The organism is Collinsella aerofaciens, assembly GCF_040910325.1.
GTDB classification, from domain to species: Bacteria; Actinomycetota; Coriobacteriia; order Coriobacteriales; family Coriobacteriaceae; genus Collinsella; species Collinsella aerofaciens_BL.
The window spans coordinates 13,927-38,398 of the sequence record NZ_JBDGAV010000021.1 but is presented as its reverse complement, the minus strand read 5'-3'; the positions used below and the strand labels follow the sequence as shown (position 1 = coordinate 38,398).

Annotated in this window: 13 protein-coding genes, 2 tRNA genes and 1 pseudogene; 14 read left to right on the top strand and 2 right to left on the bottom strand. The window is 61.1% G+C overall.

The features are described 5' to 3' along the window. Positions 1–103: 103 nt before the first annotated feature. Positions 104–194: transfer RNA gene (locus tag AB5Z25_RS08585), tRNA-Ser, on the bottom strand. Between the two features lie 48 nt (positions 195–242). Then, a tRNA-Ser gene (locus tag AB5Z25_RS08580) sits at positions 243–333 on the bottom strand. Between the two features lie 504 nt (positions 334–837). On the opposite strand from AB5Z25_RS08580, the gene rpsF reads away from it, so the two are divergent. From rpsF to AB5Z25_RS08510, 14 genes and pseudogenes are all read left to right on the top strand, one after another. Then, complete coding sequence (gene rpsF, locus AB5Z25_RS08575; RefSeq protein ID WP_006235831.1) at positions 838–1,131, top strand: 30S ribosomal protein S6; 294 nt, start codon at positions 838–840, stop codon at positions 1,129–1,131. 48 nt (positions 1,132–1,179) lie between these two features. After that, entirely contained in the window at positions 1,180–1,632 is a 453-nt protein-coding gene (locus tag AB5Z25_RS08570; protein WP_006235830.1) for a single-stranded DNA-binding protein, read from the top strand. A 72-nt stretch (positions 1,633–1,704) separates the two neighbouring features. Further along, positions 1,705–1,971 (top strand): 30S ribosomal protein S18, encoded by a 267-nt coding sequence (gene rpsR / locus AB5Z25_RS08565; protein ID WP_006235829.1) that lies wholly within the window; start codon positions 1,705–1,707, stop codon positions 1,969–1,971. 15 nt (positions 1,972–1,986) lie between these two features. After that, a complete protein-coding gene (gene rplI / locus AB5Z25_RS08560) occupies positions 1,987–2,526 on the top strand; it encodes a 50S ribosomal protein L9 (protein WP_138113615.1) in 540 nt (179 codons plus the stop codon). Between the two features lie 218 nt (positions 2,527–2,744). Then, the gene (gene dnaB, locus AB5Z25_RS08555; protein ID WP_368135312.1) at positions 2,745–4,142 is read left to right on the top strand and encodes a replicative DNA helicase; all 1,398 of its coding nucleotides are present in this window, start codon (positions 2,745–2,747) and stop codon (positions 4,140–4,142) included. 93 nt (positions 4,143–4,235) lie between these two features. Beyond that, positions 4,236–5,522 carry an adenylosuccinate synthase gene (locus AB5Z25_RS08550; protein ID WP_117746931.1) on the top strand — a complete coding sequence of 429 codons (1,287 nt, stop codon included), beginning with the start codon at positions 4,236–4,238 and terminating at the stop codon, positions 5,520–5,522. Between the two features lie 118 nt (positions 5,523–5,640). Continuing rightward, positions 5,641–6,945: a phosphoribosylamine--glycine ligase gene (gene purD, locus AB5Z25_RS08545; RefSeq protein WP_368135311.1), complete on the top strand. Its 1,305-nt coding sequence runs from the start codon at positions 5,641–5,643 to the stop codon at positions 6,943–6,945. A gap of 21 nt (positions 6,946–6,966) precedes the next feature. Next, a complete protein-coding gene (locus AB5Z25_RS08540; RefSeq protein ID WP_227790603.1) occupies positions 6,967–7,662 on the top strand; it encodes an NUDIX domain-containing protein in 696 nt (231 codons plus the stop codon). An 82-nt stretch (positions 7,663–7,744) separates the two neighbouring features. Further along, entirely contained in the window at positions 7,745–9,517 is a 1,773-nt protein-coding gene (locus tag AB5Z25_RS08535) for an ABC transporter ATP-binding protein (RefSeq protein WP_368135310.1), read from the top strand. A gap of 19 nt (positions 9,518–9,536) precedes the next feature. Beyond that, on the top strand, positions 9,537–10,502 hold the full coding sequence (locus AB5Z25_RS08530) for a hypothetical protein (RefSeq protein ID WP_006235822.1): 966 nt from the start codon (positions 9,537–9,539) through the stop codon (positions 10,500–10,502). Positions 10,503–10,708: 206 nt separating this feature from the next. Further along, a complete protein-coding gene (gene carA, locus AB5Z25_RS08525; RefSeq protein WP_368135309.1) occupies positions 10,709–12,154 on the top strand; it encodes a glutamine-hydrolyzing carbamoyl-phosphate synthase small subunit in 1,446 nt (481 codons plus the stop codon). 1 nt (position 12,155) lies between these two features. Beyond that, the gene (gene carB, locus AB5Z25_RS08520) at positions 12,156–15,470 is read left to right on the top strand and encodes a carbamoyl-phosphate synthase large subunit (protein ID WP_368135308.1); all 3,315 of its coding nucleotides are present in this window, start codon (positions 12,156–12,158) and stop codon (positions 15,468–15,470) included. A 596-nt stretch (positions 15,471–16,066) separates the two neighbouring features. Beyond that, positions 16,067–17,401: pseudogene (locus AB5Z25_RS08515) on the top strand (IS256 family transposase). Between the two features lie 596 nt (positions 17,402–17,997). Next, entirely contained in the window at positions 17,998–24,336 is a 6,339-nt protein-coding gene (locus tag AB5Z25_RS08510) for a discoidin domain-containing protein (protein ID WP_368135307.1), read from the top strand. The last annotated feature ends 136 nt before the right edge of the window (positions 24,337–24,472 follow it).

Genomic DNA, 24,472 nt, shown 5'->3' with positions numbered 1-24,472 from the left:
GAATTTAAACGGCTGAAAAAGGGGCATCGACCTGCGCCGATGCCCCCAACATGGACACACATTTTGTCCTATAAGCCCGATCTGGGAGCTTTCTCAACCAAAATGGCGGAGGAGGAGGGATTCGAACCCTCGTGACCTTATACAGGCCAAACGGTTTTCGAGACCGCCGCATTCAACCACTCTGCCACCCCTCCGCGTGGGGTAAAAACAAAGCAGGCTCGAAGGCCTGCTTTGGAATTAACTGGCGGAGAGTCAGGGATTTGAACCCTGGAGACGCTTTTGACGCCTACACGATTTCCAATCGTGCTCCTTCGGCCACTCGGACAACTCTCCGTTAAATGCGAAAGTCAGTATACACGAGGAATCGCAAAGTGCAAACAGAAAAGTTGGCATTTTTTAAAACGCTTGGCCGCGTTTGGCGTTGCAGCGGGGTTTGAGATGCCAAAAAACGGCTTCCGACCAGCGTAGTTGATCAACTCAATTGTTCAAAAGGGGTATTTATAAGCGATTTGGCAATGAATTTAAAAATCTTTGGGTGGTGCTGTGGGCCACTGGTATGCATTTTGCGACCACAACCATGCGCCCGTTGACCTGCGACTTGGCTCAGCTTGTCCTCACGGCACCGTATCTTGTCCACAGATCCGTCAAGCTTTTGGTCAGCATTTGGTTGGAATGCGCATGAAACGTCGTGCGAGTATGGGCATATGTGGAGGTCATGAGGTTGTAGCTGCATATTCTTGCAGCCTAGGAGGTTGAAAGATATTATTACCAAGTCTTTTCCTGCTTCAGGCGCACCTTCACGACCTGAAGCCACATTTGCCCAGAGGAGGTGACAATATGAAGGCTTATGAACTGCTGTTCTTTGTTGACCCGTCGCTCGACCCCGAGACTCGTCTCGCTGTTATGAAGCGTATCGATACCACGATCGCTGAGGGCGCTGGCAAGGTCGACTCCGTTGACGAGTGGGGCAAGCGCAAGCTCGCCTACGAGATCAACGACCTCACCGATGGTGACTACACCCTCATCAACTTCCACGCAGATCCTACCCAGATCGCCGAGCTTGATCGCGTCCTGCGCATCACCGACGCTGTGGTCCGCCACATGATCGTCCGTCGCGACGACCAGGAGTAAGACTGTCGTTTTGGACTGGGCTTGTGCCCCAAGAGGAAGTAGTGAGTTATGAGCATCAATCGAGTGAACATCACCGGTAACCTCACCCGCGATCCCGAGCTGCGCGCCACCGCCGGCGGAACCCAGGTTCTGTCCTTTGGCGTTGCCGTGAACGATCGTCGCCGCAACGCGCAGACTGGCGAGTGGGAGGACTATCCCAACTTTGTCGACTGCACCATGTTCGGCACCCGCGCCGAGGCCGTGAGCCGTTTCCTGGCAAAGGGAAACAAGGTCGCGATCGAGGGCAAGCTGCGCTACAGCTCTTGGGAGCGCGACGGCCAGCGCCGGAGCAAGCTTGAGGTCATCGTCGATGAGATCGAGTTTATGAGCTCCCGTGGTGGCCAGGGTGGCTACGATCAGGGCGGTTACGCCCCCGCAGCTCCCGCGCCCGCAGCACGTCCTGCCGCGCCGGTGGCTACGCCGCCCGCGGTCGACGTCTACGATGAGGACATCCCGTTCTAAGGGTTGTTCACCTATTTTTGAGTGAGAGGCGGCTTCGGTTCGCCGAAGTTGCCAAATGAAAGGTATTTTGACATGGCTAATGATTTTTCTGCACGTCAGCCGCGTCGTAAGTACTGCCAGTTCTGCAAGGAGAACACTGAGTTCATCGACTATAAGGACACTCAGCTTCTCCGTAAGTACATGACCGACCGTGGCAAGATCAAGCCCCGTCGCGTCACTGGCGCTTGCACGCAGCATCAGCATGACATCGCCAACGCCATCAAGCGCGCCCGCGAGATGGCTCTCCTGCCGTACACCGTCCCCGTGGTTTCCTCTCGTGGCAACCGCGACCGCGGCTAAGAAGGGAGACGCATCATGAAGGTTATTCTTCTCGATGAGATCAAGGGCAAGGGCGGCGAGGGTGACGTCGTAGAGGTCGCTCAGGGTTACGCTGAGAACTTCCTGTTCCCCAAGAAGCTCGCTGTTGCCGCCACCAAGGGCAACCTCAAGCAGCTTGACGAGCGTCGCAACAACATCGCCAAGCGCGAGGCCGTCCGTCTGGCTACCGCCAACGAGACCAAGGCTGCCTTCGAGGGCAAGACGGTCACCGTTGACGTCAAGGTCGGCGACGAGGGCATCCTCTTTGGCTCCGTTACCGCCGCTATGGTCGCTGACGCCATCAAGGCTCAGCTCGGTATGGACATCGACCGCAAGCGCGTCGAGCTCGGTAAGCCCATCAAGGTTGCCGGTGCCCACACCGTTGCCATCTCGCTGTACCGCGAGATCAAGGCCGAGGTTGTCGTTCTCGTCGGCGTTACCGCCGAGGAGCTCGCTGCCGAGGCTGAGGTCGAGGAGGCCGCTGAGGTCGCCGAGGCCGAGACCGCCGAGGTCGAGACTGAGGCTGCTGCCGAGTAGCATTTGCTGCAACGCAACAATCTTGTTCTAAGAAGGGCGCTCTGGGAAACCAGGGCGCCCTTTTGTTTTTTGCGCTGAGTGAGTGTCATGGTGAACGTTGCGTCGAAGTCCTATATACAGGACCGTTCATCCGTTTGGTTCGGTGATGATTGGCGGCGCGCGGCGCGTTTTGGGACCGTGGCTGATACTATGGATGCTCGCAAGCGATATGAATGAGGATGCTCATGGCATATGACGATAGGGAGACGGGGCTGACGGTCGAGGACCGCGGCTCAAAGTTGGGTCTTCCCCAAAACCAAGATGCAGAGGCCAATGTACTGGCCGCTATGCTGCTATCGCCCGAGGTGGTCGAAGAGGCCCAGGTCGAGCTGCAGCCCGATGATTTCTACCGGCCCATTCATAAGACCATCTACACCGCGATGGTCGATATGTACAACAGGCGCATTCCCATCGACTCCATCTCGCTGATCGATTACCTGCGAAGCATCAACAAGCTCGATGCCGTGGGCGGCGAGGCCTACATTTTGGAGCTGATGGGTCAGACTCTGTCGCTCGTGAACTGGCAGCACCATGCCGCCATCGTTCGTCGCGATTCGATGCTGCGCGAGCTGATCGGCGCCACCAACGAGATCAACGCGCTGGCATATAACGCCCCCACCGACACCAAAGAGGTCGTGGAGCTAGCCGAGAGCAAGCTGCTCAAGGTCACGGCACGCGAGGTCAAGTCGAGCTACAAGACGCTGACCGAGTTTATGGTTGAGGCCTATAACGAGGCCGAGGAAGTGTGTCAGGCCGGTGGTCAGGCTGCGGGCGTGCCCACGGGCTTCCCGTCACTCGACCGCATGCTCATGGGCTTCCGCGAGGGCCAGCTCATCATTATCGGCGCCCGCCCTGCTGTGGGTAAGACGTCGTTCGCCCTGAATCTGGCGCTCAACGCTGCCGCTGCCGGTTATACCGTCGGCTTCTTCTCGCTGGAGATGTCGGGCAAAGAAATTGCCCAGCGTCTGATTTGCGCCTACGCCATGATCTCGATCAGTGACTTCCGCATGGGCCGCATTAGCCCCGAGCAGTGGGCCAATATCAACGAGGCCACGCAGACCTTGTCCAAGCTCGATATTCTGATTGACGATACGCCCGGCACCACAGTGACCGAGATTCGCGCCAAGAGCCGCCGCATGCTCCATAACAAGGAGAAGGCAATCATCATCCTGGACTACCTGCAGCTGGTGAGTCCTCCGCCGGGACGCCGCTCCGAGAGCCGTACCGTCGAGGTTTCGGAGATGTCGCGTGGTCTGAAGATCATGGCCAAGGAGCTCAAGATCCCGCTCATCGCGCTGTCGCAGCTCTCGCGTCAGGTCGAATCCCGTACCGGCAAGCGCCCGCAGCTTTCCGACCTTCGTGAATCGGGCTCCATCGAGCAGGACGCCGATATCGTTATGTTCTTGGACCGCTCCGCCGACGAGGCCGAGGCCTCGCGCGACGATCGACCCGACGAGGGCGTTACGCGTATCGTCGTGGCCAAGAACCGTTCGGGCCCGATCGGCGACGTCGATCTGATGTTCCTGCCGGCATCCACCAAGTTCTATGAGCTTGATGGGGCACATGCCGAGGAGTAGGACAGGCGCCCGTTGCACGGGTATACTGGGAATGTTTTGTGCTTCTGCGTGCCGGCGTGGCGCGTAGACAGTCCATGAATGTAAGGAGTAAACATGCCGTCAACCGTTTTGGTCGGTGCCCAGTGGGGCGATGAGGGCAAAGGTAAGATTTGCGACCTGGTCGCCGGCGACTTCGATGCCGTCGTGCGCTACTCGGGAGGCAACAACGCCGGCCACACCATCGTCGTCAACGGCAAGAAGTACGGCCTGCACCAGGTGCCCTCCGGCATCATGTATTCCGATCACGTGTCGGTGATCGGTAACGGCTGCGTCGTCAACCCCAAGGTTGTCCTTGAGGAGATCGATATGTTCGAGGCCGACGGCATCACCACCAAGAACCTCAAGATTAGCGGCAACGCGCATGTCATCATGCCGTACCACATCGATCTGGATGGCGCCTTTGAGCAGAAGCTCGGCAAGAAGAACATCGGTACCACCAAGCGCGGCATCGGTCCGTGCTATCAGGACAAGATGGCGCGCATTGGCCTGCGCATGCAGGACATGCTGGACGAGGCACTGTTCCGCGACAAGCTGGAGACCGCTCTCGCCCGCGTGAACCCCGAGCTCGAGCTCATCTACAACCTGCCCACCTACACCGTGGACCAGATTTGCGACGAGTACCTGCCGATGGCCGAGCGCCTGCGTCCCTACATCACCGAGACGAGCCTGCTGCTCAACAACATGATCGATGAGGGCAAGAACCTGCTGTTTGAGGGCGCCCAGGCGACGCTGCTCGACATCGACCACGGCACCTATCCGTACGTGACGTCTTCCAACTGCACCGCCGGCGGTGCCATCACCGGCTCTGGCGTGGGCATGAAGAACGTCGACCGCGTGCTGGGCGTCATGAAGGCCTATATCACCCGCGTCGGTTCGGGCCCCATGCCCACCGAGCTTTCCTATGAGTCCGAGGCCGGCCACACGCTGACCGAGGAGGGCTATGAGTACGGCGTGACCACCGGTCGCCGTCGTCGTTGCGGCTGGTTTGACGGCCCTATCGCCAACTATGCCTCGCGCGTCAACGGCCTCACTGACATCGCCGTGACCAAGCTCGACGTGCTTTCGGCTTTCGACACCATCAAGGTGTGCGTTGCCTACGACGTCGATGGCGAGCGTTACACGAGCGTGCCCGAACACCAGGTGCGCTTTGAGCATGCCAAGCCCATCTACGAGGAGCTCCCTGGCTGGAAGTGCGATATCACCGGTTGCCGCAGCTTTGAGGAGCTGCCGCAGGAGGCTCAGGACTACGTGGCGTTTATCGAGGATCTGGCACACACCCGCGTGACGTTCATTGGCGTTGGCGCTGGTCGCGAGCAGATCATCAACCGATTCTGGAAGTAATCGGGACTATTTGGTTATTGCGATATACCCCTTTGCAGCCCGGACGGGCGGCCGAGGGGTATATTTGCTTGCAAAGGGCTCGCGCGGAGCGGGCCGTTCATCCATAGAGGAGGCACCCTTGAAGGCGGACACTCAAACCATCGACATCCTGTTGTTGGGCAGCGGCGGCCGTGAGCATGCTTTGGCAGCTAAGCTCGCGGCATCACCGCGCGCCGGCAAGCTCTACATCGCGCCGGGTAACGGCGGCACCGCGAGCTGCGGCGAGAACGTTGTTCTCGACGACTGCGATCCTGCGGCCGTGGCGGCGTTTGCGCAGAGCCACGGATGCGGACTCGTGGTAATTGGCCCCGAGGCTCCGCTCGTGGCGGGCGTGGCCGACGCCGTGCGCGCGGCGGGTATTCCCTGCTTTGGCCCGGGTGCCGAGGGCGCCCAGATGGAGGGCTCCAAGCTGTTCTCCAAGCAGCTCATGGAGCGTTCGGGCATTCCGACGGCAGCCTATGGTTCGTTTACCGACGAGGCTTCGGCTCTCGCCTACGTGCGCGAGCAGGGCGCCCCGCTGGTCGTCAAGGCCGACGGCCTTGCCGCGGGCAAGGGCGTTATCGTGGCGACCGAACTTGAGCAGGCCGAAGAGGCCGTGCGCGAGTGCTTTGGCGGCACCTTTGGCGATGCCGGCAACACCGTGGTTATCGAGGAGATGCTCGTTGGTCCCGAGTGCTCGCTGCTGGCCTTTACCGACGGCAAGGCCGTGCGCCCTATGGCCACCTCGCAGGACCACAAGCGCGCGCTCGAGGGCGACAAGGGTCCCAACACCGGCGGCATGGGTGTCTACAGCCCGGTGCCCATCGTGACCGATGAGGAGCACGCCACGATGGTGAAGGTCATGGAGCAGACCATTGCCGAGCTTGCTGCCGAGGGCATCGACTACCGCGGCTGCCTGTATGGCGGCTTTATGCTCACCCCCGCCGGCCCCAAGGTGCTGGAGTTCAACGCCCGCTTTGGTGATCCCGAGACGCAGGTCGTGCTCCCGCGCCTTAAGAACGACCTGGTCGAGGTTATGCTCGCCTGCGCCAACTGCGAGCTTGATCAGATTGAGCTCGATTGGCGTGACGAGTGGGCCGTGGCTGTTGTCCTGACGAGCGCGGGCTACCCCGGCAGCTACGAGAAAGGCAAGGTCATCACCGGCATCGCCGACGCCGAGGCCATGGAGAACGTGACCGTTTACCATGCCGGCACCGCCGTGGTGGACGGTCAGCTCGTGACCAACGGCGGTCGTGTGCTTGCCGTGACCGCGCTGGGCGACACGTTCGAGAACGCTCGCAACCTTGCCTACGAGGCCTGCGAGAAGATTGATTTTGAGGGCAAGACCCTGCGTCATGACATCGGCCTGCGCGCGCTGCGTGGCCGCGACGCCTGGGATGCCTAAAGTCCGAGAGGGATGAGACGGATGGACGAGAAGAACGAAGAGCTCGTGGACGCGCAGATCGTCGAAGAGGACAGCCGCATGTATGGGCACGCCGAGGGCGAGCCTGGTGGCGAGGTCGCTGACGAGCCGGCGCTGGTGCTGGGCGATGACGACCCGCACGATGCCGAGCTGCACGAGAAGATTCTTTCGGAGGAGTGCGCCTGGAAGGGCAAGATCCTCGACGTCCACCGTCTTGAGGTTGAGCTGCCCAACGGTCGCCGCAGCGCCCGCGATATCGTTCGCCATCCGGGTGCGGCGGCTGTTGTGGCACTGACCGAGAGCGGCAAGATCGTACTGGTGCGTCAGTACCGCACCGCCATCGACCGCGTGACGGTCGAGATTCCCGCCGGCAAGCTCGATCCAGGCGAGGACCCGCTCGATTGCGCCAAGCGCGAGCTGCATGAGGAGACGGGCTTTAGGGCTGGTCGCATTCGCTTTTTGACGTCGATTGTCACGTCCTGTGGTTTTTGCGATGAGATTATCCACATCTACTTGGCTACCAAGCTCGAGTTTGATGCGCCCAACCCCGATGATGACGAGTTTGTCAACGTGGACCTGGTGCCGCTGCATGAGCTGATCGACGCCGTACTCGACGGCAAGATCGAAGACGCCAAGACCGTCGTGGGCGCCTTGGCCTGCGACAGCATCGCACACCGCCTTGGGGGCACGGAGCTTTAACGAGTGGGGATAGCCCTGGGACAAGTACTACTGATTGCTTTGTCCCAGGGCCTTACGTTGCTGATATTTCTTTGAGGATCACATGCTGAAGAGGTTTCTTTCGTATTACGAGCCCCAGATGGGGCTTTTTGTTGCTGATACTGTTTGTGCTCTGGTGCTTGCCGCCATTGACCTTGCTTTTCCTATTATTCTGCGTAATTTGACCGGTGGGCTATTTACTCAGGGTCAGGCTGCCATTATGCAGGCGCTCGGCATGATCGCGGTGGGCTTGGTGCTGATGTATGCCGTCCGCTGCGCCTGCCGCTACTTTGTGAGCTATTGGGGCCACGTGATGGGCGCGCGCATGGAGTCCAAAATGCGCGAGGACCTGTTCGACCAGTATGAGCGCTTTAGCTTTGCGTACTTCGACCGCAACAGCTCGGGTGACATGATGAGCCGCGTGGTCAACGACCTGTTCGATATCTGCGAGGCGGCGCATCACGTACCCGAGTGGATCATCATCTGCGGTATCGAGATTATCGGCTCGTTTGTGATCCTCTTTACCATCGCTCCGGTGCTGGCGCTTGCCATGGCCGTGGTGACGGCGGCGTTTGCGGTCGTCATGTTTTGGCAGAACATGCGCATGCGCGAGGTCTTTAGCGACAACCGCAAGAAGATCAGCGGCATTAATGCACAGCTGCAGGATTCTCTGGCGGGCATGCGCGTGGTCAAGAGCTTTGCCAACGAGGAGACCGAGCGTGCCAAGTTCCGTGCCTCTAACGACCGCTACCTTTTGTCCAAGGAGAACATGTATCACGCCATGGGCGTCTATACCGCGACGTATGGCCTGCTCTCGGGTGTGCTCTATGTGATCGTGGTGCTGCTGGGCGGCTGGCTGGTCGCCAAGGGACAGCTGCAGGCGGTCGATATGGCGACCTTTGCACTCTATATTTCGCTGTTCTGCACGCCGCTTGAGACGCTCGTCAATTCGGCCGAAACGTATCAGAAGGCTATCGCCGGCTTTAAACGTATGGACGAGGTGCTCTCGACCGCGCCGGATATCCAGGACAAGCCGGGCGCTACGGATCTGCAGGTGACTGCTGGCGCCGTGGAGTATCACGACGTGTGCTTTAACTACGAGGATGTCGAGCTGGGCGAGGGCTATGCCGACGAGCGTCCCGTTATCGACCATATGGACCTGTCCATCAAGCCCGGGCAGACCATCGCTTTGGTTGGCCCTTCGGGCGGCGGCAAGTCCACGACCTGTTCGCTGCTGCCGCGCTTTTATGACGTGGCTACCGGATCCATTAGCATCGACGGTCAGGACGTGCGCGATGTGACGCAGCAGAGCCTGCGCCGCGCCATCGGCCTGGTGCAGCAGGATGTCTATCTATTTGACGGTACGATTGGCGAGAACATCGCCTACGGCAAGCCGGGCGCTACGGCAGAAGAGATCGCCGAGGCCGCCCGTCGCGCCAACATCGATGCCTTTATCGAGTCGCTTCCGCAGGGCTACGACACCGTGGTGGGCGAGCGCGGCAGCCGTCTTTCGGGCGGACAGAAGCAGCGCGTTGCCATCGCGCGCGTGTTTCTCAAGAATCCCAAGATCCTGATTTTGGACGAGGCGACGAGTGCTTTGGATAACGAGAGCGAGGAGGCGGTGCAGGAGTCACTCGAAGAGCTGGCACGCGGCCGCACCACGATTATCATCGCCCACCGTCTTTCGACCATTAAGCATGCCGATGAGATTGCGACCGTTGAGCATGGTCGCGTTGTGGAGCGTGGCACGCACGAGGAGCTTCTCGCCCGTGGCGGCACCTATGCCCGTTACTATCGAATGCAGTTCGAAGGTGCGCGTGCGCACGAGCTCGACTGATTGATATGACAGGAAGTTTATGGCTGACAAGAACCCTTTGACTCCGGAAGAAGTGACGGAGTTATTCTCCGAAATCGATGCATCCGGCGTCTTGGATCCCACGCTCGCCAAAAAGCGTACCGAGCGCATGCGTGAGAAGGAGGCTGCGGCCAAGCGCGGTGACAAAGCGGCGCTAGCGCAGCTGCGCAGCGAGGACCGCGCGAGCCAGGCAAAACATATCGACCCGCTGTCCGAGGACGATCCTTCGGGCTCGCAGGTGAGCCATACCATTACGAAGACCGCGATGGCCGTGGTCATCGGTATTTTGGTGCTGATCGTGGGCATGCAGATTGGCTACGGCGTGATGCGTCGTCTGAACACCGCCAACCTGTCCGAGAGCGTTTCGGTCGATACCGTTTCGACCGCGCTCAAGGGTGGACTTGAATGGGGCAACGGCTTTACGCAGTTCCCGCTCGACTTTACCGTCGATGAAGCCGATGAGCGTACGGGCACGGTCGAGGTGACGGTGTTGGACACATCGTCTGCCAACGAGCTCGAGCTGCTGTCCAACGGGCAGATCCAGGCCGCGGCGCTTGCGACCAACGCGCTGCTCAACGACAAGATCGACCGCGTGGTGTATAACGTTCACGCCTATATCGACGAGGATAGCAACATTCAGCACGATTCCTTCTTTGGCATGTTCCCCGCGCGGGGCCACCAGAGCGCCATTTTGACGTTCGTGTGGACCAAGAGCTCATCCAACGCCACGAGTATCGACTGGAAGATGCGCATCGTGAGTATGGATGACACCATCGCCGAGCGCATTCAGAAGCAGGTGAACTCGGTGTCGTCGTTGATTGAGGACCCGGTGGTGAGCCAGACCAAGATTGACGAGGAAAAGGCCGAGCGTGACCTGGAACATCGTCTGCATGGCCGCGAGATTTTCCGCGGCGGCAAGCCCGATCGCACACCGTCCGAACTGCTGGAGCAGGACAAGAAAAAATAAGACGCCATCATCCCGCGTGAGCCACAAGCCCCGCGGGATGATTTTTAATCCTCGTCCTAGAAAAATCATTATGCATAGAAAGTCATAATTATCATTTCGTAAACATTTCGATGAAATTAACGCCATGAGGCATGCTTACGGTTACAATACCGCGAGGCCTAACTACACACCTTTAAGCCGGTCCTGTGAGACCGGGAAGGAGAACTATGGCGAACAACCATACCGCGGGCGCTGCCGCCCGCACCTTCGCGCCCAGCGAGCTTTGCCAGCGTATGCTGGCCAAAACCAGCAAGGGCACCTGTGGTCCCTGCATCCTGTATCTTGAGGATGGGACCATTTTTTATGGACGTGCATGCGGCGCCGAGGGCACCGCGACCGGCGAAGTCTGCTTCAACACCTCGCTCGAGGGTTACTTTGAGGTCATGACCGACCCGAGTTATGCCGGCCAAATCGTAACCATGACCTATCCGCAGATCGGCAATTACGGTATCGACGAGACCGACGTCCAGTCGGCCTTCCCCGGCGACGCCGTGCGCCATGCGAGCGCTCCGGCTATGCGCGGCATGATCGTTCGCGACATGTGCGCCACGCCTTCTAACTGGCGCTCGGCCGTCAGCGTGCCGGAGTACCTGCGCGCTCACGGCATCGTCGCTATCGAGGGTGTCGATACCCGCGCCCTGGTGCGCCATCTGCGCGATAATGGTTCCAAGATGGGCATTATCTCGACCGAGATCTTCGACGTCGACGAGCTTGCCGAGCGTCTGGCCGCAGCGCCCACGCTGGTAGGCGAGAACCTGGTCAAGACCGTGAGCTGCGCTGAGCCCCACGCCTTTGCCGCCGTCGACCTGCCTGCCACGCATGACTTTGCACTTGCGGCTGCCGCTCCTGCCCGTCACAAGGTGGTCGCCTACGACTGCGGTGTGAAGCGCGGTATTCTGGAGGGGCTGGTCCGCGCCGGCTGCGACCTTACCGTCGTGCCGTGGGACACGCCCGCGAGTGAGGTGCTCGACATGAATCCCGACGGTGTCTTTTTGTCCAATGGCCCCGGCGACCCCGACGCCGTGGTGGAGACCTACGAGCAGGTGCAGCAGCTGATCGGCAAGGTGCCGGTCTTTGGTATTTGTCTTGGTCACCAGATGATCAGCCTGGCCTGCGGCGCCCAGATGGAAAAGCTTAAGTTCGGTCACCGCGGTGGCAACCAGCCGGTCATGAACCTGGTGAGCCGCCGCGTGGAGATCACCGCGCAAAACCACGGCTTCGGCCTGCTGTTCCCCAGCCTGGGCAAGCTTGTCCCCGAGTTTTCCGGCGGCGAGACCGAGCATGCGGCCGATGGAGATCTGCGCGTCTGGGTGCGCCGCGGAATCGCGCCGGTCGTGATGAACGAGCGCTTTGGTCGCATTCGCCTGACGCATGTGAACCTCAACGACGGCACCGCCGAGGGCATCCAGCTGCTCGACGCCCCGTGCTTCTCGGTCCAGTACCACCCCGAGGCCTCGCCTGGCCCCACCGATGCCCACTATCTCTTTACCGCCTTTACGCGACTCATGGACGGCGAGGAGAACTACCTGGACATCGATACCGCGAAGGACCGCCTTGCCGGCTGGAACTTTGCCGACAATGGTTCCGCTGCGACCGAGACCGAGGAGAACTAACATGCCGAAACGTACTGACATCAAGCGCATCCTCGTTATTGGTTCGGGCCCCATCGTTATCGGCCAGGCCTGCGAGTTCGACTACTCCGGCGCCCAGGCCTGCAAGGTGCTCAAGGAGGATGGCTTTGAGGTCATCCTGGTCAACTCCAACCCGGCGACCATCATGACCGACCCGGGTCTTGCCGACCGCACCTATGTCGAGCCCATCACCGCCGAGTTTATCGAGCGCGTAATCAAGAAAGAGCGCCCGGACGCGCTGCTGCCCACGCTGGGCGGCCAGACCGGTCTGAACGCCGCCGTCGAGCTGGCGAAAGACGGCACGCTGGACAAGTACGGCATCGAGATGATCGGCTGCGACCTGGCCGCCATCGAGCGCGGCGAGGACCGCAAACTCTTTAACGAGGCCATGGCCGAGATCGGCCTGGAGGTCGCGCGCTCGGGCTACGCCTACAGCGTGACCGACGCCGAGGCCATCGCCGAGCGCGTGGGATATCCCTGCGTACTGCGCCCGAGCTTTACCCTGGGCGGCGCCGGCGGCGGCATCGCTCACACCCACGAGGAGCTCGTCTCCATCGTGAGCCAGGGCCTGGAACTCTCGCCCGCCCACGAGGTGCTGGTCGAGGAGTCCATCGAGGGTTGGAAAGAGTACGAGATGGAGGTCATGCGTGATCACGCCGGCAACGGCATCATCGTGTGCTCCATCGAGAACCTCGACCCCATGGGCGTGCATACCGGCGACTCCATCACCGTGGCGCCGGCGCAGACCCTCTCCGACCTGGAGTATCAGCGCATGCGTGTCGCCTCGCTCGCCATCTTGGAGAAGATCGGCGTCGAGACCGGCGGCTCCAACGTGCAGTTTGCCGTGAATCCCCAGACCGGCCGCCTGATCGTCATCGAGATGAACCCGCGCGTGAGCCGCTCGTCCGCCCTCGCTTCCAAGGCCACGGGTTTCCCCATCGCCAAGGCCGCCGCGCGCCTGGCCGTGGGCTACACGCTCGACGAGATTGTCAATGACATCACCAAGGCTACGCCCGCCTGCTTTGAGCCCACAATCGACTACTGTGTGGTCAAGGTGCCGCGCTTTGCCTTCGAGAAGTTCAAGGGTACCGACCCCACGCTCACCACACGCATGAAGGCCGTGGGCGAGATCATGGCGATTGGCCGCACCTTTGAGGAGGCCTTTGGCAAAGCCATGCGCTCGCTGGAGGACGGTCACCAGGGTATCTGCGCCGGTGGCAAGGAGGGTGCCGATAAGCTGAGCGACGACGAGCTCGCTCAAGCCGTGGCCACGCCGACCGAGCACCGCATCTTCTTTGTGGTCGAGGCCCTGCGCCGTGGCTGGGACATCGCTCGCATCCATGCCACCTGCGGCATCGACCCGTGGTACCTCAACCGCATCAACGACATGGTGCAGGTCCAGGAGAGCATCCGCGGCCTGCGTGTGGAGGATATCGACGCCGACGCGATGCGCTTGCTCAAGCAGTACGGCACGAGCGACGCCGAGATTGCCGCGCTGACCGGCTCGGACGAGCGCTTTGTGCGCGCCTATCGCAAGGGCCTGGGCGTGGTTCCCAGCATGAAGACGGTCGATACCTGCGCTGCGGAGTTCTCGAGCGCCACGGAGTACCACTACAAGACGTACGAGAACATCTACCGCACGAGTCCGGATGCCAAGAAGTGCGTGGCTCCCGACGAGACCACGCCGGCGGACAAGCCCAAGGCGATGATCCTGGGCGCCGGCCCCAACCGTATTGGCCAGGGTATCGAGTTCGATTACTGCTGCGTGCACGCGAGCTACGCGCTGGCGGCCCGCGGCTTCGAGACCATCATGGTCAACTGCAATCCCGAGACCGTTTCGACCGACTACGACACGTCAGACCGCCTGTACTTTGAGCCGCTCACCTACGAGGACGTCATGGACGTTATCGACGTTGAGCGCCCCGATGGCGTCGTGGTGACGCTCGGCGGCCAGACCCCGCTTAAGCTGGCGCGCATGCTCGAGGAGAGTGGCGTCAACATCATGGGCACCAAGCCCGATGCCATCGACTTTGCCGAGGACCGCGAGCGCTTCGCTGCTCTGCTCGACAAGCTGGGCATCATGTACCCGCCGGCGGGTCAGGCCACCTCGTTTGAGGAGGCCGAGGCCGTTGCCGCACACATTGGCTACCCGCTGCTGGTGCGTCCGAGCTATGTGCTGGGCGGCCGCGGCATGATGATCGCCTACGATGCCGAGCATCTGCGCGATTACATGGCCGAGGCTGCGCGCATTAGCCCCGACTACCCGGTGTATCTGGATCGCTTCTTGGAGGGTGCGATCGAGTCCGATGTCGACGCCCTGTGCGATGGCGAAGAGGTCTACATCGGCGGCATTCTGGAGCATATCGAGGAGGCCGGTATTCACTCCGGCGACTCTGCGACCTGCATTCCGCCGTTCAGCTTTAGCGAGAGCCTGCAGGCGAAGCTCCGTGAGACCACGCGCCGCATCGCGATGGCGCTGGGCGTACGCGGCCTGGTCAACGTACAGTATGCCATCAAGGGCGAGACCGTTTACGTGATCGAGGCCAACCCGCGTGCCAGCCGTACCGTGCCGTTTATCTCCAAGGCCACCGGCGTGCCGCTGGCCAAGTGCGCGACGCGTATCATGGCGGGCGATTCCATCGCGAGCCTGGGCCTGCCGAGCGACGAGCGCCAGCTGGACTGGTTCTGCATGAAGGAAGCCGTTATGCCCTGGGGTCGTTTCCCGGGCGCTGACGTTATCCTGGGGCCCGAGATGAAGTCGACGGGCGAGGTCATGGGTATCGCCAAGAGCTATCCCGAGGCATACGCCAAGACGCAGCTGGCGATTGACTACAAGCTGCCCGACCCGAGCGCCGGCAAGGTGTTCATTAGCGTGTGCGACCGCGACAAGCGCCATATCCTTTCGGTCGCCCGTATCCTGCGCTATCTGGGCTTTGACATCTGCTCTACCGAGGGTACGGCACGAGTGCTGCGCGGCGGCAACGTGACGTGCGAGGTCGTGGAGAAGATTAGCGGCCCGCACGACGGCGAGCGTCCCAACATCGGCGACCTCATCGCCGATGGCAAGATCGCGGTAATCATCAACACGCCGTATGGTCCGGGTTCGCGCGGCGACGGCTATCTACTGCGCACCGAGGCCGTCCGTCGTGGCGTGACCTGCGTGACGGCGATGTCTGCCGCCAACACGTACGTGAGTGCCATCGAGGCGGTGCGCGAGGACCAGCAGGGTCACGGCAGCGCCAACGACATGGGCATGGACGTCATCGCCCTGCAGGACCTGCCGCAGTACACGGTGTAAGACTCATCCCGTCGCCCGGGGCGGGATCGGACGCTTTCTCTCGGAAACTGGGCTTCGCGAAGTTTTCCGAGAGAAAGGTCCGCCTCCCGCCCCGGTCTGCGGTGACTCGGCTGCACCGTGTGCTGCCGAAGGGGCTTTGCGCGATGACTAGGGCTGAATAAAAAGTGAGCGTGGGCTCTGTCGTTCATTCGAACGACAGAGCCCACGTTTTGTATGGGGTCTCTTGGCGAATTGTCATTCGCCAAGAGACTTTTTGCTATGGGGGAGACATGTCCCTGGACAGTTAGTTCAGATACGTATTTTTTTAAAGGCTGACGAAGGTCGATTTGGGGTCAAATGAGCCGTTTTTGGCCTTCTGGGCCGACAGAGGCGCTCGCTCAAGGGCGAGAATAGCCCATTATTGGGTCCAAAGTGGCTCCAAACCAATCCATTAATGCCAATTGGCACGGCCAAATAATACGTATCTGAACTAACTGTCCACCACCGGTAGCGCGCAGAGATGTGGTGTAAGAGGCGGGGCATGCCCCGCCTCTTTTCTTTCTTGAAAGGGAGGGGACACCGCCTAGAATTCGTCGTTGGAGTAATGAAGGTGACGAATGGAAGGAAAGGCGATGCCCCAAGAAGAGAGTGTACTGCGCCTCGGCCGCGACGAGGCCCTCGAGGCGGCGAGGCTTTGGCAGGAGTGCGGCGACGCGCGCGAGTTCGCGTGCAGGGTGCTGGGCGGCGTGATGAACGCGCTGATGGACTCCGAGGCCCAGCAGATGTGCGGCGCGAGCCGCAACGAGCGCAGCGACGGCAGGGGGAACAGCCGCAACGGCTACCGCCCCAGGTCGCTCTAGACCGCCGTGGGCGACGTGGAGCTCGAGATACCCAAGCTCAGGCACGGCACCTACTACCCCGAGGGCATGCTCGCGCGATGGTCGCGCGTCGACACCTCGGTGGCCTCCATCGTGCAGGAGATGTACGTGTGCGGCGTGTCCACCCGCAAGGTCGAGCGCGTGGCGTCCAAGCTGGGCATATCCTCGCTGTCGAGCTCGGAGGTCTCGAGCCTCTGCTCCGACCTCGACGCCGAGGTGGAGGAGTTCCGCCGCCGCGACCTTTCGGGCACGCCGTGCTGCTACCTGTGGCTCGACGCCACCTACATGAGCTGCAGGGTCGGCTCGTCGGTCGTCTCGCAGGGCGTCGTGACCGCGATCGGGCTGGGCGCCGACGGGCGCAAGCACTTCCTGGGCTGCGACGTGGTCGACACCGAGAGCGAGGACTCCTGGGCGGCATTCCTCGGCGGGCTGCGCGAGCGCGGGCTGGCCGGCGTTCGCCTCGTGGTCTCCGACAGCCACGCCGGGCTCGTGGCCGCCGTCTCGCGCCTGTTCCAGGGCTGCGCCTGGCAGCGCTGCGTGACGCACCTGCAGCGCAACCTCCAGAGCGCCTGCTCGGGCAGGCCCGAGGACTCCAAGGCGGCCGTCAGGGACCTCGTGCACGCCGCGGTCTACCAGGACGACCCCGACCTCGCGCGCTGCGTGTGGGCCGAGGCGGCGCCCTGGGTGGCGTCGGTGTCCGCCAGGGCCGGCGAGGTCTTCGAGCGGGCCGAGGACTCCGCGCTGGCGTTCACGGCCTTCCCCAGGGCGCACTGGGCCAAGCTCCGCACCAACAACGTCCAGGAGCGCGCCAACCGCGAGATCAAGCGCCGCTACAGGGTCGTGCAGTCCTTCCCCTCGAGGGAGTCGATGCTGCGCCTGACGTGCGCGAGCCTCATGGAGACCGAGGGGCAGTGGTCCCAGCAGCGCGTGTTCTCCGAGGCCTCGGCCGCCGGGGGCTTCGCCGAGCCCGCGGGCAGGCCGGCCCCGACGGAGGGGAGGCGCCGCGCGCTCGGGCGGCGCGCCAGGGAGATAGTGGACGAGATAGTCGAGAGGCACGGCCTCAAGAAGGAGTAACATCGGGACTTGCAGCGACGGACCTCAGGACGCTCTTACACCACGTCTGCGCGCGCGACCCCACCACCCTCCGTCAACCTTCCATTCCAACCAAAAACAGCCAAAGTACGTCATGGTAATTCCCGGTGGGTCGCGGGGTGGCGGATACGACTTTCCCTCAGGATAATTCGCGAAGCCCGTTTTCCGAGGAAAGGTATTGGTTATGTAATACCAGTTAAACAAGTAAAACTATGCTTAAGTGGTATCTGGCTGGAGAATCAATTGGTATGGTTGGTTAGACCCACTTCGCCATCTACGTTCATTTTTATACCGCTGGGAGAATTCCAAACTTAATTTGCGCAACTGCTCATGTATGCTGATTCAACCTTATAGGTGGCTATCTGGTTACTACCAGTTGACCCCTTGGTAACGGGTGGGCCAATTGTACGGAATGTACCGAACACCCCCCCCGTTGATGCGTTCGCCCATGCTGCGGGGCGCGCGTCCGCGACACTTCCGCATGTCGGAGGGAAGGAGTCCAGGTGCGTAGGAATTCCATTTTTACGAAACGGTGGGTGAAGGGAAGCGCGGTCCTCGTCGCAACAGCGGCGACTCTCGTGTTCGCTAGCCCCCAGCAGGCGATTGCCACGCCGCTTAAGGGCGTCGACTCGGCGACCGTGTCTCAGTCCGCCTCGAACGTCGTCGACATCGATTTCGCCGACGGCATCAAGGGCCGTATCACATTTCTAGAGGACGGCATTTTCCGTTACAATGTCGACCCCAAAGGCGAGTTCTCTGAGTATGCCACGCCGCGTAGCAAGTCCCACACGGCTAAGATTCAGGCCCAGCCCGACACCTCGGATACCTACAGCAAGCCGAGCGCGACGGTTGTCGACAAGGGTGACACTATCGAGATCACCGGTGGAAAGGCGACCGTGATTCTGGACAAGGCGACTGGCAAGATGAGCATCAAGTCGGGCGACCGTGTCGTGGTCTCCGAGTCCGCGTCCCTCGACCTTGATAAGAAGGGCACCGTCCAGACGCTCGCCAAGGCGAAGTCCGAGAACTTCTTTGGCGGCGGTACTCAGAACGGCCGCTTCCTGCACACCAACCAGACCATCGCCATCTCCAACACCAACAACTGGACCGATGGCGGCGTTGCTTCGCCCAACCCGTTCTATTGGACGAGTGACGGCTACGGCGTGCTCCGAAACACGTTCGCAGAAGGTTCCTACGACTTCGGTTCTACGGATGCATCGACGGTCACGACTTCGCACAGCGAGAATGAGTTCGATGCCTACTACTTCGTGGCGACCAACGATGGCGCCTCGAACGTGGCAACCGAGATGCTGCAGGACTACTACAAGGTAACCGGTAATCCGGTGCTGCTGCCCGAATACGGTTTCTACCTGGGTCATCTGAATGCCTATAACCGTGATGGCTGGTCAACGACTTCGGGTCAGAAGAAGTGGGAGACCAAGGGCAGCAAGTCCTCGAGCGAGAAGGGCGACGTTAAGTACGAGTCTGGCATGGCGACGGGCTACAAGCTCGACGGCACGCTTGCGTCCGAGACGCTCAACGGTGAAGGTCCTACGGTCGATACCGAGAACATGAAGGCGACCGATTTCGACCGCCAGTTCTCTGCCCGGCAGGTTATCGATGACTACGAGGACAACGACATGCCGCTCGGCTGGTTCCTGCCGAACGACGGCTACGGTGCCGGCTATGGCCAGAACGGTTACTACAAGACCGGCGGCGTCAACTCCGACGGAACGAGTTCTGCCGAGCGCCTCAACGCCGTGCGCGCCAACGTCGACAACCTTAAGAAGTTCACCGAGTACGCTAACTCCAAGGGCGTGAGCACGGGCCTGTGGACCCAGTCCAACCTTGAGCCCGATAGCAACTCCGAGACTCCGTGGCACCTGCTTCGCGACTTCGACGCCGAGGTCAAGACGGGAGGCATCACTACCCTCAAGACCGACGTCGCCTGGGTTGGCTCTGGCTACTCTTTTGGTCTTAACGGCATCAAGACGGCTTATGACACGGTGACGACCGGCGCCAACAAGCGCCCCAACATCATTACGCTCGATGGTTGGGCCGGCACGCAGCGCTTTGGCGGCATCTGGACCGGCGACCAGTACGGCGGCAACTGGGAGTACATCCGCTTCCATATCCCCACGTATATCGGTCAGAGTCTTTCGGGCAACCCCAACATCGGCTCCGACATGGACGGCATCTTTGGCGGCGACCCCATCATCTCGGCACGCGACTACCAGTGGAAGACGTTCACGCCCTCTATGCTCGACATGGACGGTTGGGGCACCTACCGCAAGTCGCCCATGACGCACGGCGATCCCTACACGGGCATCTCGCGCTTCTACCTCAAGCTCAAAGCGCAGCTCATGCCCTATATCTACACGAGTGCGGCCTCGGCGGCCAACATCGATACGGGTAACGGCGATACCGGCCTGCCCATGATCCGCGCCATGCTGCTCTCCGACAACTCCGAGTACGCCGCGAGCACTTCGACGCAGTACCAGTATATGTTCGGTGAGAATTTCCTGGTTGCGCCGGTGTATCAGGATACCCAGGCAGATGACAAGGGCAATGACGTTCGCAACGGCATCTACCTTCCCAACTACGGCACCGATGATAATCCCACCATCTGGATCGACTACTTCTCGGGTAAGCAGTACCGCGGCGGCCAGGTCCTCAACAACTACGATGCTCCGCTCTGGAAGCTGCCGCTCTTTGTAAAGGCCAATTCCATCGTGCCGATGTATGCCGAGAACAACAACCCCGAGGCTGTGACCGAGACCAACACCAAGGGCACTGACCGCAGCCAGCGTATCGTCGAGTTCTTCGCCACCGAGGGTGAGGGCAGCTTCACGCAGTACGAGGACGACGGCTCCTCCATCGAGAACAAAACGACTGAGGACAATGCCTACGGCACGATCGACAATATCTCTTACGGTGACCATGTGAGTACCGTCTTTAGCTCCAAGGCCACGGGCGGCACCGCAACCTTTACCGCTGCGGCGTCCCAGGGCAGCTATAGTGGTTACGATTCCAACCGTACCACGACCTTTGTGGCCAACGTGTCCGCCAAGCCTGCGAGCGTCATCGCCAAGAATGGCGGCACTGCGCTCAACGTGACCGAGGTCGACTCACAGGAGGCTTTCGACGCCGCGACCCCCGAGGCTGGCCAAGCGGTCTACTTCTGCAACGAAAGCCCCAACCTCAACCACTACGGCAGCGATGCGGACAGCACCGAGGCCGAGAAGGGCGAGAGCTTCAACGACACTAAGATCACCACGAACCCCAAGGTCTACGTCAAGTTTGCGAAGACCGATGTCGCTGCAGCGGAGCAGACGCTCGAGCTGGGCGGTTTCGTGAACGCCGACGCCACGCTCGCGGCCGACCGCCTCAACGAGAACCTCTCCGCACCAGCGAACCTTGCTGCCCCCGAGGACGCCACGACTCCCACGAGCATTAAGCTCACCTGGGGAAAGGTCGATGGTGCTACCTCCTACGACCTTAAGGTCGATGGCACCGTGTTCGCCGTGGGCGATGCAGCGGAATTCACGCATACCGATCTTGCCTACAATAGCAAGCACACCTACCAGATCCGTTCGCGCAACGCCGAGGGCTACTCCCGTTGGAGCGATGTGCTCGCGGCGAACTCCGCCCTCGACCCATGGCGGAACGTGCCCGAGGCCGAGAAGATCACCTGGGAGGGCTCGATCTACGGCAGCCATAAGGCCGATCTCGCCTTCGACCATGAGTTCCAGACGAGCGACGGCGGCTTCCACTCCGGCGGCAACGACCTGGGCAAGGCGCTCACCGTCGACTACGGCCGCGCCTACAAGCTCGACAAGCTCGAGTACTATCCGCGTACCGACGCCGGCAACGGCACTGTGACCAAGATGCGCATCGAGACGAGTCTCGACGGTGTCCATTGGACGAGCCAGGAGGTCGATTGGGAGCGCTCCGCCGCCTGCAAAACGGTGACGTTCGACGGCGCCGTGGCCGCACGCTACGTGCGTATGACGCCGCTCGCTTCGGTTGGTAACTTCTTCTCCGCGTCCGAGATCGCCATCTACAAGGCCGATGGTACGGACGGCTTTGCTGTGGGTTCCAACCTCAACAAGGCAACGATCTCCGATGGCGACTTTTCCAACATGAAGAATTATCTGGGTCTCGAGAACCGCGAGCCCGATACCTCGACGTTCGACTCGCAGATTCGCGACCACTTTGCCGATCTCAACGGCAACGGGGTCTATGATGTCTACGACTACTCGTTTACCATGGCGGGGCTTGATGGCGGCACCAAGCAGAAAGGCAAGGTCGCCGGCAAGCTCGCGGTGATTCCGAGCAAGACCGAGGTCGATGCCGGCGATGAGATCACCGTCGATGTCTATGCGGCCGACGCCAAGAACGTCAACGCCCTGGGCGCGCTCGTCAACTTTAAGAGTGACCAGTTTGAGTTTGTGTCCGAGAGCATCTCGCAGGATGGTTCGACCGCCGGCATGGAGAACCTGTCGCGCGAGAAGGTCCAGTTCGCGGACGGCACACAGACCATCAACCTCGCCTTTGCCAACCGCGGCGACGGCAAGCTCTACAACGGCACTGGCGCGGTGGCGAGCTTCAAACTCAAGGCCAAGACGGCCGGCAAGGTTGAACTGCCCTCGACGTCTTGGCTCATCGGTCCGGCGTGCGATGCGCTCGAGTTTACGAGTGACGGTACCGTGACGATGCCGGACGTTCCGCAGCCCACGGTTGCCGAGTACGGTCAGGATGCCTTCAACATCACGATGACCAACGACGAGCTCACGACCGACGACGGTTCCAACGTCGAGAAGCTTATTCAGCAGAAGAGCTATAACGCGCTGTTCGATAACGATGAGGGCGACAACGGCTTTGAGTTCCTGTGGAACTGGAGCGGCAACTGGGACAGCGAGGGCAAGCTTCCGAGTTACGTGAAGCTTCCCACCACGATGACATTTGCCTTTAAGACACCATCGAAGCTCGATGCCGTTGAGGTCGTCAACCGCGACGGCGGTAACGGCACCGTGCAGAAGATCAAGGCCGTCGTGACGTTCGAGGATGGCTCGACCCAGGAGTTCGCGGGTGGGGAGTACGATTCCTTCCAGGCTCGCTACGCCTTTGGCCTCTCTGCCGAGAACAAGGGCAAGAAGGCGACTAAGGTCGAGATCACGCCGCTTGAGGCATCGGGTGACCAGATGCTCACACTGCGCGAGATCAACTTCAACTACACGCAGGGTGTCGAGGCCATCGAGGGTATCGAGCTGGGCAAGAACCAGACCGAGTTCTTTGAGGGCGACGTTACGCTCGTCGACGCTAAGGCCACGCCCGAGAGCGCCGGCTACCCCTATGTGACGGTCGAGAGCTCCGACTCCTCTGTGGTGAGCGTCTCCGCTGTTCAGGCCGGCGATAGCGTGAACTACTACTTGCGTGCCAACAAGGCCGGCAAGGCAACGATCACGGTGGCGTCAGTGCTCGACCCCTCCAAGACCGCATCCTATGAGGTCGAGGTCAAGGCTGGTGTCGACACCTCTGCGCTCATGGCGGCGCTTTCCAAGGCCGCGGGCTACAGCGAGTCCGTCTACACCAAGGATTCTTATGCAGCTCTCACCGCTGCGGTCGAGGCGGCTCAGAAGCTTCTCGACGGCGGCCAGGGCAGCTATAGCAAGAAGGATGTCGCAGACGCTACGACCAAGATCGAAAAGGCAATCGACGGCCTCAAGATGCGCCCCGTTGATGAGAAGAAGCTCATCAACACGCCCGAGAACCGCGAGAACGTCAAGGTGACCGGCTTCTCGAGCGAGGCCGACTATGAGGGCAGCAACGCCGTCAACGCTCTTGACGGCGATGAGCAGACGCTCTGGCACAGCGACTATGCTTATAAGACCGGTATGCCCCAGCACCTGACCGTCGACCTGGGCCGCGACTACGATCTCACCGACGTCACGTTCCTGCCGCGCCAGGACGGCGGCACGAACGGCGATATCTTTGAGGCCGAGGTGCTGGTCTCCGACACCGCCGACGGTTATGAGATGGGCACCGCCGCGTCGATGGGTACGTTTACCTTCGACAACGACGGCCGCGTGCTCACCGACCGTGGCGACTGGAAGCAGATGAGCTTTGGTGCCGCGCGCGGTCGCTACGTGACCGTCAAGGTGCTCCACGCCGGCGGTGGCAGCGTTGACGCCTACTGCAGCATGGCGGAACTCAAGTTCTACGGTGCGGCCGTTCCCGATCCGGTGGCGAAGGACGACCTCACTGCCGCGATTGAAAAGGTGGATGCCGAGGTTGCAGCCGGCGACCTTAAGGCCAGTGACTACACCGAGGCTTCCTGGACCGCGTTCCAGAACGCCTTGGCGAGCGCCCGCGCCATCCTGAGCGACGAGAACGCCACGCAGGACGAGGTCGACCAGGCACTCAAGGCGCTCGAGGATGCCCGTGACGCGCTCGAGAAGACCCCGGTGACCCCAGTTGAGAACCCGACCAAGAAACAGCTCAAGGCCCTGGTCAAGCAGGCGAAGGAGACTGACACCAAGGGAAAGACGGCCGAGTCCGTCAAGGCCCTGACGGATGCCATTACCTACGCCGAGGATGTCTTGGGTGATGAGAATGCTTCCGACACCCAGCTCCAGGCGGCTTATGACCAGCTCAAGCTGGCCATCGAGGGCCTTAAGGATGCCGACTCCGGCAACCAGGGCGGTTCGGGCAACCAGGGTTCCGGCAATGGCTCGAACGGCGGCAGCCAGGCGGGCAAGCCCGCAGGCGACAAGGCCCAGGGCGGCAAGAAGAACGGTTCGGCGATCCCCGTTACTGGCGATCAAACGGCGGCAACTGTCGCGACTGTCGGTGGCCTTGGAGCCATCATCGCTGCGATCGGTGCCTTCTTCCACCGTCGCAATAAGGCTGAGTAGTCCCAGCGACAACTAAGCAAGCGTGCCCGCCGTCCCACCCAAGGACGGTGGGCACGCTTTTTTATTTCAGCCAACGTACGTCATAGCAATCCCCGGTAGGTCGCAGGGCGCTTCGCGGACGGGCCAGGCTTTATCT